The organism is Rhizobium sp. No.120 (genome assembly GCF_054558365.1).
On sequence record NZ_BAAJNQ010000022.1, the window covers coordinates 1 to 13,497 of the forward strand.

General features: G+C 57.0%; 8 protein-coding genes and 1 pseudogene. 3 read left to right on the top strand and 6 right to left on the bottom strand.

Annotation, left to right across the window (positions count from 1 at the left end):
• Positions 1-387 precede the first annotated feature (387 nt).
• On the bottom strand, positions 388-4,089 hold the full coding sequence (locus ACYJRZ_RS30000) for an autotransporter domain-containing protein (RefSeq protein WP_459464928.1): 3,702 nt from the start codon (positions 4,087-4,089) through the stop codon (positions 388-390).
• A 603-nt stretch (positions 4,090-4,692) separates the two neighbouring features.
• Here ACYJRZ_RS30000 and ACYJRZ_RS30005 point away from each other — a divergent pair.
• Positions 4,693-5,094, top strand: coding sequence for a PRC-barrel domain-containing protein (locus tag ACYJRZ_RS30005; RefSeq protein WP_152096252.1), 402 nt, complete (start codon positions 4,693-4,695; stop codon positions 5,092-5,094).
• Positions 5,095-5,580: 486 nt separating this feature from the next.
• Here ACYJRZ_RS30005 and ACYJRZ_RS30010 read toward each other — a convergent pair whose 3' ends face one another.
• Genes ACYJRZ_RS30010 through ACYJRZ_RS30025 form a run of 4 tightly spaced genes read right to left on the bottom strand, consistent with a single transcriptional unit; the run spans position 5,581 to position 11,481 of the window.
• Positions 5,581-6,639, bottom strand: a complete 1,059-nt coding sequence (locus tag ACYJRZ_RS30010) for a response regulator (protein WP_368518775.1) — start codon at positions 6,637-6,639, stop codon at positions 5,581-5,583.
• 8 nt (positions 6,640-6,647) lie between these two features.
• Positions 6,648-7,211 carry a chemotaxis protein CheB gene (locus ACYJRZ_RS30015; protein WP_459464931.1) on the bottom strand — a complete coding sequence of 188 codons (564 nt, stop codon included), beginning with the start codon at positions 7,209-7,211 and terminating at the stop codon, positions 6,648-6,650.
• Complete coding sequence (locus ACYJRZ_RS30020) at positions 7,211-8,008, bottom strand: CheR family methyltransferase (RefSeq protein WP_145324386.1); 798 nt, start codon at positions 8,006-8,008, stop codon at positions 7,211-7,213. Before ACYJRZ_RS30020 ends, ACYJRZ_RS30015 begins: the two co-directional genes overlap by 1 nt.
• A gap of 38 nt (positions 8,009-8,046) precedes the next feature.
• The gene (locus ACYJRZ_RS30025) at positions 8,047-11,481 is read right to left on the bottom strand and encodes a response regulator (protein WP_459464994.1); all 3,435 of its coding nucleotides are present in this window, start codon (positions 11,479-11,481) and stop codon (positions 8,047-8,049) included.
• Between the two features lie 419 nt (positions 11,482-11,900).
• On the opposite strand from ACYJRZ_RS30025, the gene ACYJRZ_RS30030 reads away from it, so the two are divergent.
• Together ACYJRZ_RS30030 and ACYJRZ_RS30035 are read left to right on the top strand one after the other, a co-directional pair.
• The gene (locus tag ACYJRZ_RS30030; RefSeq protein WP_368518778.1) at positions 11,901-12,134 is read left to right on the top strand and encodes a hypothetical protein; all 234 of its coding nucleotides are present in this window, start codon (positions 11,901-11,903) and stop codon (positions 12,132-12,134) included.
• A 129-nt stretch (positions 12,135-12,263) separates the two neighbouring features.
• Positions 12,264-12,797 (top strand): annotated as a pseudogene (locus ACYJRZ_RS30035) (IS6 family transposase); the annotation flags it as partial.
• 95 nt (positions 12,798-12,892) lie between these two features.
• On the opposite strand, the gene ACYJRZ_RS30040 reads toward ACYJRZ_RS30035, so the two are convergent.
• A complete protein-coding gene (locus ACYJRZ_RS30040; protein WP_459464933.1) occupies positions 12,893-13,405 on the bottom strand; it encodes a VOC family protein in 513 nt (170 codons plus the stop codon).
• Positions 13,406-13,497 lie beyond the last annotated feature (92 nt).

The following is a 13,497-nucleotide window of genomic DNA, read 5'->3' on the forward strand; positions in this document are numbered from 1 at the left end:
ATCCGATCCGGCATAGTGAGATTTATGGAACTTAAAACGGGAAAAAAGGAAGAGGCACGGCCCGCCTAAGCCGACACTGCCGGCCATCCGATGCGCTGTCATAGCCGCGCTCTCAAACCACCATCCACTACAACGATGTCCTCACTGCCGTATCAGGTTCCAAGTGACCCCAAATTCAATTCTGCCAAAGTAGTGCTGGTGATTCGGTGAGACCGCCACGGGTGACATTCCTGTACGTTTCAACTTGGCCGGCCGTAACGTCGATGACGGACCAAGACTAGGCGGCACCGGGCACGGCGCAATATCTTGTAGGCATCATATCCGACCTCCGCGAAGAGATGCAGGTGTAACCTCTTGCGCAACTTCAGGTTCCGCTCGCATCCGTCATCAATACCGCGCCTGTAGGAGAAGCCGAAAGACATGGGCGCGGTTCCCCGCACCGAAGCTTCCGTTATAGTCTAGCGCGAGCGAAATCTGCTGGCCAAGTGCGAAGTCGAAGCCCGCGTCAACCAACAGCGAATCTCGATCGACGACGGTTCCGCTTTCGCTGAAGATATCTCCACCGGCAAAAGCCATCTGAGATCCAACATCGAGATCACCGAACGCATGCCGCCAGCCCAGCGAGCCGTATAGTTTGCCAAGCGTGTCGCCCAAGCTGACCTGCTGTTCCGCACGGGCCCCAAAGGTGGCGAAGGTGACGGCCGATTGATCGGTGCTGCCGCTGAGAGCCGCCGCACCCCCTCGCTCCGAAAAGGCGCTGCTTCGCACGTCGGTAAAGGTCACATTGGCATAGGGTTCAAGGCGGGTGTCACCCAGGGCGATATCATAGGCCAGCTCGCCGAACACCTGCGCCGTATAGGCGTTATAGTCGGCGCGCAGTGAATCGGCGTAGCCGGAGAAATCGATATCGCGAAGGGTGGAGACGGATTGCAGGCCATAGGTGCCGCCAAGCCGCAGTGCCAGGGAGCCCCATGTCTTGCCGGCATAAAGCCCGACATTGTAGTTGTCCGTATCGGCATGGGCGGGGACATCGGATTGGCTGAACCGGCTGCGGCCATAGCCCACGAGCGCTCCAATGCGCCAGCCCGTATCACTGAGCGTGGTATCGAAGCCGAAGAGGATGCCGCCGGTGCTGCTGCTGCCATTGTCCGAGGAGGTCCAGCCGCCATAGGGCGCGCTCCAGACGGATGCCAAACCATTAGCCGGATCGACGAGAATCCCGTCGATGGCTTTTTCCGACGCGGTTGCCTGGTGCCGATCGTCGCTCACATAGGCGAGACCGGCATCGCTTGTTACACCCGCCTGCTTGGTGCTGGCGGTAACACCGCCCTGCATGTCGCGGAGCCGATCGATGGCGGCGTCACGGACAAAGCGGCCATTGTCGAAAGACGTCCCTAAAAGAGATGTATGAATTTCGCCGGCAAGCTGCTGCAGTGCTCCTGATGCCTCATTCATGCTCAAGACCGCGACGGCATCGTAAAGGCTGTTCGAAGCGCCGAGGCTTTCGATGCCGCGCGCTGTCGAGCGTTGGTTTGCAGTCGTGCCGGCGGCAGCGAAGGAGGTGCTGTTGCGCTCGAGGGTAAGATCGATTGTACCGCCGGAATAGTCGAGGACCGGCGTGACGAAAGCATAGTTCGACTGGATGGCATCGAATCCACCGGAAACTCCGCCGGTTGCCGAGAGAATTGTGTAGTTCGTAAAGGCTTTCAGGCTGCCTCCGACCAGCGACAGATTTCCCCCGTTCAGGCTGGCCGTCCCGGTTACATCGATGCGGTCGGTCGCCGTCCCGTTGCTTTCCACCAAAATAGTGGAGCCGCTTTGCGTGGTCAGATTGCCATCGACCGCTAGCGTGCCGATGCCGTTGTCGCCCGGCGACAGTGTCGCGCCGGCGCCAACGACCGTCGAGCCGACCGTGCCCGTTCCACCCAGCAGGCCATAACCGCTAAGATTGATCGATCCACCAAGTGTTCCGTCGACGATCAGGCTGCCACCGGAGATCGAGGTCACGCCGCTGAAGGCGCTGGAATTGCCCGTTAGGGTCACGTCGCCAGACGCGACGTAAAGTGAACCATTGCCATCGATCGATGCAGCCAGGGTCTGGGCCGCGCCGCCAAAATTGAAGACGAGAGAGCCATCACCGCTGCCGAAATGGATGGTGTCGACATCGAGTGTCGCCGCGCCAGTCGCGGTCTGGCCAAGGGCGGCACCGACATTGACCGAAGCCGTGGAGCCGGTCTGAGCCGCAATCGTCAGGCTCGACGCGGAGAGGGTCGAGCCACCGCTCAAGGCAAGACTGGCGTTACCGGCATTTCCGACGGTCAATCTGTCGTCGACCGAAAGGACCGACCCTTCTCCGGTGACGGTGACAGCGCCGCTGCTGCCCGCTGCATTGCCGATGGTGGCGTTCGCCGTTTTGACCGTGCCTCCCTGGATGACATCAAGCTTGCCGGCTCCGGCATCGCCGACCGTCAGGTTGCCTTGGTTCTTCCAATTCGAACCGGAACCCGTCACGGTCGCGGAGCCGGTGGCGCCGGGAACTTTGCCGATGCTGGCGCTCTGGCTCGTGAGCGTACCTTGCGATGACACTGCAATGCTTCCCGTGCCACCGCTGCTACTACCGACATCGAGCTCGCCATCGATCGCCCAATGGCTGCCCGCGCCGCTGACGAGCGCCTGGCCGTTGCCGCCGGCCTCGGTGCCGAGCGAGGCATTACCCGTCGAAAGAGAGCCGCCCGCGAGGATCTGCAGCGATCCGCTTCCTGCCGCGCCATCCTGCAACTCGCCGCTCATGTCGAAATGGCTGCCATTGCCGATAACGACAAGTGTACCGCTCGACGAGGTTTCCTTGCCGAGCGTTACCGTTGCTGCGCTGGCGCTTGCCGATCCTGATACCGAGAGGGAGCCTGAGCCTTCATTGCCGACGGTCAGGTCGGCATTGATATCCCAATGCGAGCCGGCACCATCGACGGTCACGGCGCCTACCGAATTCTTGCCGTCGGCGATAACCGCCGAGCTGCTGATGACTTCACCGCCGGTGCTGATGTCAAGCTTGCCGTTGGCACCAGAGCTATCCGTGTCGTTGTGATCGCCGCCGACCAGCAGAGCGCCGGTGTCCCAGAGCGAGCCTGCACCGCCGACGGTGACTGAGCCGCTGGCGAAGCGCCCAATGATGGCCGAGCCGCTCGATACGGTCGAGCCGGAGTAGATGGAGAGCGCGCCAGCCCCGCTGGAGCCAACCGTTAGAACTCCGCTGGTTGTCCATTGCGAGCCTAGACCAGAAATCGTCGCGGAGCTCGTGCCGCCGCCGTTTCCAAACCCGATCGTCGCATTGTCGTTCGAAACAGTCGCGCCGGTTGCTATGATGATCGTCCCGGTGCCGTCACGACCCACGACCAGATCTGCGTCGATCAACCAGCTTGTGCCGGCACCCGATACCGACACGGAGCCCGTGTCACCGGTGCCGTATCCAAGCGTCGCATCACCTGTGCTGGCGCTGGAGCCGTCCGTCAGGTCGAATGAGCCTTGACCGTCATAGCCGACGAAGAGTGACCGGCCGTCCGAAAGCGTGAATGAGGATTGGCCGCTGACGGTGATGCTGCCGTTACTTCCGGAGGCATAACCGACATAAACGGGACCGCCACCGGTATATTGACCGCCGGCGCTGACCGTAAACGTCCCCGTTCCCTGGTCGCCGACCAGAAGCGTTCCGCTGTTCTGCCAGTTTGCAGCAGAGCCTGTCAGGTCGAAGGTGCCGGTCACGCCCGCCTGCGAGCCGATGGAGGCAGAGGAAGTCTGAAGCGCTCCGAGAGCCGTCAATGTCCCATCACTGGCAAGTCCGACGGTGAGATCGCCGGTCGAGGCTGAATCACCGGCAAGAATCTCGGCGGGGAAATTGCCGCCGTCGATCACCACCGAGCTGACGGAGTTCGGAACGGCTGCCGTCGACCAGTTGTTCGCATTGTTCCAGTTGCTGTCGGCTGCACCCGTCCACGACAATGACGCAGCGACGGCAACTGCCGGGTTGAGGCAGGCCGAGACCGGGGCCAGAAAGGTCAATGTCCGCAAGGTGGTGCGCGCAGCAGGCCGCATCGAAAACGACTTCCCACAACGTGATGTTGCATATCCGCACAAACGGCACTTATGGTTAAGATTTGGTTAACTTCGGTCAATAATCGCCGATCGTGAATCTCGAAGCTGCTCGACTCGCGTCGGACTACTCAAAGCTGCAATGAATCAGTCGATCTCTTCTTGGTCAACCGAAATGTGACGCAAGCTGCGAACCGCCTCGCAGTCCTGGGATGTTGAATTGCAGCATGATTTAACCCGCTTTTTCATTTCGCGTTGACCCATGATATCCGGGCTATCATATTGTTGGCGAACATCATTTAAAGGTCCCGATTGGACCAGCGCGAAAAAAAGTGGGTCAGATTCTCGCGATAATCAATACCCGGAGCTTGCCATCGCGCGGCACTCCTCAAGTATCTCGCTAAAATTACCGACGCACCTTCCGGCACGAACGGATTTTGCAACAAAGCCCCATTGCGGCACCGGCTCCGTCGAACAGATGCGAGCAAATTCTACCAGTGAATGAAGTCACTGTAAAAAAATGCTCCATCCGTGAAACCTTTTGGCGTCGAAGTCATTATAGTCACGTTGAATAACTCAACATAGTCATACATTTAGGAGATTTATATGCGTCGCCTACTTCTCGCCCTCGCTGCAACCATTGCGCTTGTGACGACCGCAAGCGCCCAAACCGCCACGGCTACGACGACAATCGCCGACATGTTCCTGACTGCCAAGCCGACCGATGTGTTGAGCTATAACCTTATCGGCCTGAACATTCAAAACGGTGACAAGGAGAACGTCGGCGAGATCAAGGACTTAATCATTTCTGACGGTCAGCTTGCCGGCTATATCGTGTCGGTCGGGGGCTTTCTTGGTATGGGAGAACGCTATGTGATCGTCGCCCCGTCATCCGTCAAAGTGACCTACAACGAAAGCGACAAGAAGTGGACGGCGGCGATGAAGGCTACAAAGGATGAGCTCAAGAACGCTCCGGAATTCAAATACGAAGGCCGGTGGGCAAAATAGTGAAATAAGCGGAAATTGAATGATTGGGGCTCGAGGCTTCCTCGGCGCCCCAGTTCTATGGGTTCATGGCATTGGTAGAGAACGTTGAGCTGCTGGCCACCCATAACCTTGTGGCCACTGCATTTTTCCGCCTTGCGCCATTTCACACCCCAAAGGTTGCTGGCGAGTGGGATGAAGCGAATCGGGATTGGTCGCGGTTTCCTGTAACTCGCCCAAAGCCGGCGATAATGGCGTTAAGCATCCGCTACCGAAGCCTGATTGGTGAATACGGCGCCGCCACTCTCGGAACGGCGACGTGATGACCGATGTGGAGGTTTCGCTAACAGCGTCGACCTAACGCCGAGGCGCAACCGCCACAACAGCAAAATCGATCCTTTCACATCAGCTTTTCATTCAGCTAGCACTGGCCTCACCGGCTGGATATTGCGCAGTGCGCATTGCGCGCGTTCTTGGAGCGACGTTAAGTTTGACCATCCTGTTCGTAAATTACATTGAGAGCCCCGCGATCGGAACCTCGACGGAAAATCGTAGCCCGTCGTCGTGCCAATCCTTCATCATGGAGCCATTGAGCGCCGTGAGAGCAGCCTTTTCCAGCGTTGTGCCGAAGCCCTCTCGCGCCGAGCGGTTGGGGCGGCCCGACGAAACGGTCTCGCCCCAAAGGAGGCGAAGCAAGCTGTCTGAGACAGACAGGTCCACGGTGAGTGCTCCAGTTGGCGTGGATAGCGCGCCATATTTGGCGGAATTTGTAACCAACTCATGCATGAGAAGCGCAAAAGATGTCAGAGCGTTCCCCTCTAATGGGTGATCTGAACCCTGAATGATGATCTTCGCGCCCTGCTCGTGCTCATATGGCGCGAGAATTGCGCGTAGTAGCGTCTTGACCGTGGTTGCAGCGGCTCGGAGCTCGCCGTTTGCGGAGAGATCAGGCAAGGTCAGCTCATGGGCACGCGCCAGCGCCTGGAGGCGCGACCTCAACTCATTTGCCAACTCCGCCGCGCTCGTCGCTGACTTGGCGCTTAAAGAAATCAGGCCGGCCGCGAGGCTGAAGAGATTTTTGATGCGATGGTTTATCTCACGCAGCAAGAGGTCCTTGTCTCGCGCTGCACTTTTGAGTGCTTCCGCCTGCGCCGCAAGTGCATCGCGCTGCACGGCGAGTTGCTGCCTCTGGCGATAAAGTTCATGAAAGACCGCTGCTTTGCTTCGCAAGACGTCAGGCTCGATCGGCTTTTGTATGAAGTCGACGGCACCCGCTTCGTAGCCGCGAAAGCGGGGGCGAGCATCACCCGAACCAGCCGTGACAAAGATGATCGGGATGTGGCGAGTACGCTCGTTTCCACGCAGCAACTCGGCAAGCTCGAAACCACTTAAGCCGGGCATGTGAACGTCAACCAATGCGAGAGCCACGTCATGCTTCAATAGTAATTCCAGTGCCTGGTCGCCCGATCGCGCTTTCAGCAAGAGAACGTCGTCACGGCGCAAGAGAACCTCTAGGGCCAAGAGATTTTCCTCAAGATCATCAACAAGAAGAAAAGGAACCTGATTCATGAATAGCCTCAAATCTTCCCGAGAAATTCGCGGATCGCCGTAAGTTGCAAAATGTGAGCTTCGGGCACCATCGAGATGGCCGCCATCGGCATCGCGGCGGCAGTCGCGCCGTAAGGGTTTTGGACAATCGCCGTTCCGCCGGCGTCAACAACCGCTCGAAGCCCTTTTGCACCATCGGTATTAGCGCCGGTCAGCACGATCGCGATCAAGCGCGAACCGTAGGCGTCCGCGGCACTTTCAAACAGAACGTCGATGGAGGGACGAGAAAACAAGATCGGCTCTTCATTAGAGAGCGCAAGACTGCCTTCGGTTTCGATGAGAAGGTGATAGTCCGGCGGGGCGAAATATATTGTGCCTCCCACTAGCGGTTGCTTGTCTTCTGCCTCCGTTACGGAAAGGACGCATTTCGCCCGAAAGAGATCCGCCATTATGCTGCGCCGGTCTGGCGGAACATGAACCACCACCACGATTGGTAGAGAGAACGTCTCGGGGATAAAGGGAAGAATGACCGAGAGCGCCTCCACACCGCCAGCAGACGCACCGATCACTACCGCCTCGTAGCGTCCCGACATCAATCGACCCTCCTTTGGTAGATCTTTTCGTCACGCACGAATTCATGAAAGGCGGAAGCGTTCTCTGAGAAGCGAATGGTCTCCCTGCTTCCCAGTCCCAGAAATCCTTTTCGGACCAGAGAGTCTCTGAAGAGAGCGATAGCCCGATTCTGAAGCACCCGATCGAAATAGATCATGACGTTCCGGCAGGAGATGAAATGCATTTCTCCGAAGACGGCATCCGTCACCAGACTATGATCGGAAAACACAACATTCCGCCGCAGGCTTTTATCGAACGACGCCCTGCCATATGCCGCCTGATAATAGTCCGACAAAGAGGATTTTCCGCCGGATTGTCGATGACATTCCGTAAAGTGTTGAAGGCGGTCGAGGGGGTAGACTCCCGCCTCCGCGGTGTGAAGCGCTTCTTGATTGATATCGGTCGCGTAAAAGATCGTGCGATCTTCAAGCCCCTCTTCACGAAACAGAATGGTAAATGAATACAGTTCCTCACCCGTGCTGCATCCGGCAATCCAGACCTTCAACGAAGGATAGGTTCGCAGATGCGGCACGACCTTTTCTCGGATCGCCTTGAAATAGCCGGGGTCCCTGAACATTTCACTCACTTGCACCGTAAGATAGCGCAGGAGCGTTGTGACCATGCCTGGGTCATGCAGCAAACTTTCCTGCAGCGCGGAAAAGCTCGCAAACCCCAGGTGCTGCCGGGCTTGTTTCAGCCGGCGTCTGACAGATGCCATCGCATAATTGCGGAAATCGTAATGATATTTGAGAAACAGCGCCTCCAAAAGCAGGCGCATTTCGATTTCCTCGATATTTTCAGAGGTTGGTGTCTGGCTCACTTCGGCATCCAGACGCGAACGAGAGACAGGAGCTTCTCCACATCGAGAGGCTTGGCCATATAGTCATTGGCACCAGCCTCGATACAGCGTTGCTGATCGTCCGGCATGGCCTTGGCCGTCAGGGTTATGATCGGTATTTTTTTCCATGTCGGATTCTTCCTGATCTCCCGTGTGGCGTTAAGCCCATCCATGACCGGCATCATCACATCCATGAGAACCAGGTCTATGGCCGCATCGGGCGAAGCGGAGGCCGTCTCCAGCGCCTCTATCGCTTCGCGGCCGTTGCGCGCTATCTGGACGATTGCGCCCCTTGGTTCAAGTATGTTGGAAAGAGCATACACATTGCGCACATCGTCTTCGACGACGAGAATCCGTCGGCCTTCCAGCGCCGCATCCCGGTGACGGGCTTTCCGGATCATTTTCTGCCGTTCAGGCGGCAGCTCGGAAATCACCTGATGCAGGAAAAGGCTCACTTCGTCGAGAAGGCGTTCTGGTGATTTCGCACCCTTTATTATGATGGATTTGGAGTAACGGCGCAGCCTTTGTTCGTCCTCATCGGACAGCTCTCTGCCGGTATAGACAATGACAGGAGGAAACGCATATGCCGTTTGCTGGCTCAGCGTTTCGAGCAGAGAATAGCCAGATGCGTCGGGAAGCGTCAGGTCCAGCACCATGCAATCGAAAGTCTGTTGCCTGAGCAGGTGCAGACAATCGGCTGCGGTACTGGCGGTGACTGTTTCGACATCCGGTGACGCTAGAAGCTTGGCAACCGCTTCACGCTGCACGACATCGTCCTCGACAATCAGGACGCGGTGGACACGTCGGGACAGCCTTGCTTCAATTTTCTGAAGGACTTCCATCAATTGATCACGACTGACGGGCTTGAACGCGTAGCCCGCTGCGCCGAGCCAATAGGCGGCTTCGGTATGGTCGCCGCCAGATATGACATGGATCGGAATATGGCGGGTTTGCACATCGTTTTTCAGGCGATCGAGAACTGCCAGTCCAGATTGATCCGGCAGGCCTACATCCAAGACGATTGCGCTCGGTAGAAACTCTCTTGCAAGGATCAACGCTTCTTCGGCCGTGCCTGCAACGATAGACTGAAATCCCATCTCCCGTGACAGGTCACGTACAATCGATGCGAAATTCGCGTCGTCCTCAATGACGAGGAGAACCCGCTTCGCGTCGGTTAATATCTCCCTGTCATCATCGATCTGGCGAAACGGGCTGCTGGGCAGCGATCGATCGCTTTCCGTCGGGTGCCCCTTCGTTATGGATGTAGTTTGGATAATAGTTTCATCTGGCGCGGCCCTCGAAGGATCAAAGGCCGATGGAAGCGTGACCGTAAATGTGCTACCCCGACCCGGCTGGCTTTCGACCGCAATCGTCCCCCCCAGAAGCCGGACCAATTGCCTGGAGATCGACAGCCCAAGACCGGTGCCGCCATACTTGCGGCTAATGGTGCCGTCTGCTTGATGAAAGGCTTCGAAGACACTCTGCTGCTGTTCTTGTGCGATGCCAATACCGGTATCGGTAACCGAAAACGCGACGCTACCCTCTTGGTTTCTTGAAATGGACAGCGTAATCGTTCCCGCGTCCGTAAATTTGACCGCATTCGACAACAGGTTCTTGAGGACTTGCTCCAAACGCTGTGCATCGGTTTCAATGGTTGTCGGAGTATCCTGGGCAACCGCGATCTTGAATTCGAGACGCTTGTCGCCGGCCAAAGGCTCGAAAACCTGATGCAGATTGCCGACCAGCCTCTCAAGCGACATAACTTGCGGATTGATATCCACGTGGCCGGCTTCAATTTTCGAAAGGTCGAGAATATCGTTGATCAGGTTGAGCAAATCGTTTCCGGAAGACTGGATCGTCTTGGCGAATTTTACCTGTTCCTCGGTTAGATTGTCATCGGGATTGTCTGCCAGCAGCTTTGCCAGAATAAGCGACGAATTCAGCGGCGTCCGCAGTTCATGCGACATGTTGGCAAGGAAATCGGATTTGTACCGGCTCGCTTTCTCGAGTTCGCGAGCTTTGAGTTGGACGGATGCGTTGATCCGCTCGAGGTCATCGCGCTGTGCCTCCAATTGCCGGGCTTGCTGTTCCAGTTGCAGATTGGTTTGCTCAAGCTCGACCTGCTGTTGCTCGAGGCGAGCGTGAGACTCCTGCAAGGCCCTGCCCTGCTCTTCCAGTTCTTCATTCGAGACGCGCAGCTCCTCACTTTGTGCCTGCAGTTCGGCCGACTGCCGCTGCGTCTCCTCGAGAAGATCTTGAAGTTCACTCCGGTAGCTTGCGGATCGAACCGCGATTGCGGTCGCCTCGGACGTTTCCTCCAAAAGTGTTATGATCGTTTCGTCGATCGGGCGTAAGAAACCGAGTTCGATCACGGTGTTGACGACGTTGTCGATTTTACCGGGCACGATAACGAGATGCCTCGGCCGGTCCTTTCCAAGCGCCGAACCGAAAGCAAGATAACCATCCGGAACGTCATCGACGATCAAAGCCCGCCCTTCGGCGGCAACCTGTCCAAGAAGCCCTTCGCGTGCAGCGAAGGTCATGGGTACGTTCGCACCAGCAGGAACGCCGTAGACCGCAGCTCTCCGAAAAGTGCCGCCATTGCTTGTGAACACCGCGCCGGCGACAGCCCCGACATAGCGTCCCAGAAACTCAAGAAGACTATTGCCAAGCGCATCAATCGACTGATCGCCTATCATCGCGGATGCGAGTCCTACCTCGCCGGATTGAAGCCATTCATCGCGGCGGCGTGCCAAAGTCGCACGACGCATGAGAAAGCCGATGGTTGCAGTCAATACGATACCGAGAATACCCGCCAAAATAGTGCTTAAAAACGCTCGCTGCTGCGCACTTGCCATGGCATTTGTACGCTGCGCTCGAGTAGCGGCCTCCTCATGGGCAATAGCCGCTATCTGCGACCGAATTGCATCCATCGCGTCCTTGCCGCGGCTTGAATTGACGATCGAAAGTGCCGCTTCGAGACCTTGAACACGCCGGAGTTCGATAGTTTCAGCAAGTTCGGATAGCTTAACCTCGACCTGCTGCTTCAGCGTCGCCACTCTCTTGGTCTGCTCGGCGTTGCCTTGTGTCAGTTCGGTGACCTCAGCCAGTTTCTCCGGTATGGCCAGAAGAGCTGCCTTATAAGGCTGCAGGTAATTCTCGCTGTTCGTCAGAAGAAAGCCACGCTGACCCGTTTCTGCGTTTTGTGTCTCAGATAGTAGTTCGTCGAGGGCCACGATGACGTCATGGGAGCGTTGAATGCCATCGCTACCTTCCTGAAGGGCAAGAAGATTAAGGTATGCAATAACGCTGCTGGCAATGAAGAATATAATGGCGCTGGTGAGGCCTATCGCAATCGCGGGATCGAGACCCAATATCCCGGTGGAAGCTCGGGGTCTAAACTTATGTTTCATAAAAATTCTCACCATGGTTGCCTGAAAGAGAATGCTCCACAAGCACGCGGGGATTGCATCGGAGGATGCCATATCAGATTGGGATAGCGAAGCGTATCGGTTTCTGGGGAATTATCATATAAGTCGCACCCGATCTCTGTCCTTTTTTAATCCGACCCTCATTTGTATCTCAGGCAATCCGTTCAGCGGCTGGAGGCATAAGCAGGGAGAGAATTAGTAGCTTTACCGATGGTCAGTCAGAATTAGCACGACCGCGTCCAGTCCTATATCGAGCTGGGAACGCGAGAGGGTGCAAGCCTCCTGACAGGAGGTCTTGGACGGCCTACCGGCTGGTTCGCGAACAGCGTCCGCCAAATCCGACGGGCAATGCGGAGCGGCATCTTTACGATGGCACTAAAAAATGTCCGCGGAGATCCTGCTTGAGCTTCGATCCGGACATCCGCCTTTTCTGCCTCGCCGCGATTGCAGTGGTCCAGAAGCGTCCGCTACTCAAAGCAGCTTTGTTTGCCACTGGTATCGATGACTTCGACACAGTCGCCCTGCTCCGGAGTTATCAAAAGGACGACCGCTTGCTCATAACCGTCGACCGGATCGGTCGCTGGATCGAGAACCGACGTCGCGCCTCAACATCAAATCCTATCGAACGAAGCTGAATGACGTCTCGAATTCAAGGGCAAAAAGTGGCGTCTGTCGACACGCAACGCAAAAAATCTCAGAATTAAAGGCAAAGCGACATCTGTCATCTCCTTCGCGAAGATGATGTAGCGGGGTCCTGACCCTAAGAAACCATCCACCGATGGCATCGCAAATTCGGTGCGGCTTATACCAAGCAATTGCGCAGAAAACGTCCGTCGCGAACGGATATCTGGCATCTGGACGCGGTGGTGATCGCCATCGGCGGACGGAAGCACTGGCTCTGGCGCGCCGTTGATCACGACGCGTACGTTCTCGATGAAATCGTCCGGTCTCGTCGCGACACGAAGGCCGCCAAGCGATTGCTGGTCAGGTTGCTGAAGAGGCCAGGCCAGACGCCGAAGCGGATCATCACCGACAAGCTGCGCTCTTATGGAGCGGCAAAGCGGGATGTGATGCCGACCGTTGAACATCGGTCGCATAAAGGCCTGAACAATCGCGCGGAAAATTCACATTTGCCACTACGAGACCGGGAGCGGGCGATGCAGCGTTTTCGATCCGCCGGCGGATTGCAACATTTCATCTCGGTCTTCTCAGCAATCAGAAACCACTTCATCCCGCCGCACCAGAAGCACACCGCGCTCGCCACCCCCATTCATCGCATCCGCGCAATGGCACAGTAGGAGACTACGACCGGCGCGGCAGCTTGATCTCAACCGTAAGCCCTTCGCCTGGCTTCAGCCAAACAACGTGACATCATCGGTTCGGCGCCTCGCGCTCAAGCACACTTGGCCCGCCAGAGTTTCGTCTGCGAACTATCCTCGTAACCCAGCTTATCGAAGCTCGCGACCTCGAGCAGAAGTCCCCATGGGGCACGCAGGTAAATCCAGTTGAAACCGGCCAGCGGCCCCTCGGTAATCAGGTTCGGACCGTCGAGAAGATCGACGCCCTGGGCTCGCAGCCGGTCGGCCGATACATGCACATCCTCGACTTCGAAGCAGATATGTGCGCCTCCGACTTCCGACGGTCGCTTCGGCGGAGACATTTCCTCGCCGCTATATTCGAACAGTTCAACGCTCGTTCCCTCGCCACAGCGGAGAAACACCAGGTCGCGTATCGTCGATTGCGGAGCAGCACCAATCTTCTTCGTCATGAAATCCTGGTCGACATCGAAGGGACCTGTCCGGAACACCTCGACTGCACCGAAAACGGCCTTGAAGAAGGCAATGCCCTCTTCGATATCGGGCACCGTCAGACCGATATGATGCATGCCATGAACCCTGTTCGTCATGTTCTTTCTTCCTCCTTAGAAATTCGGGCCTACGCCGTTCCCAAGATCAGCAGATCGCCCGAGCGTATGGGAGCGGGAGCCGGGATAGGCTT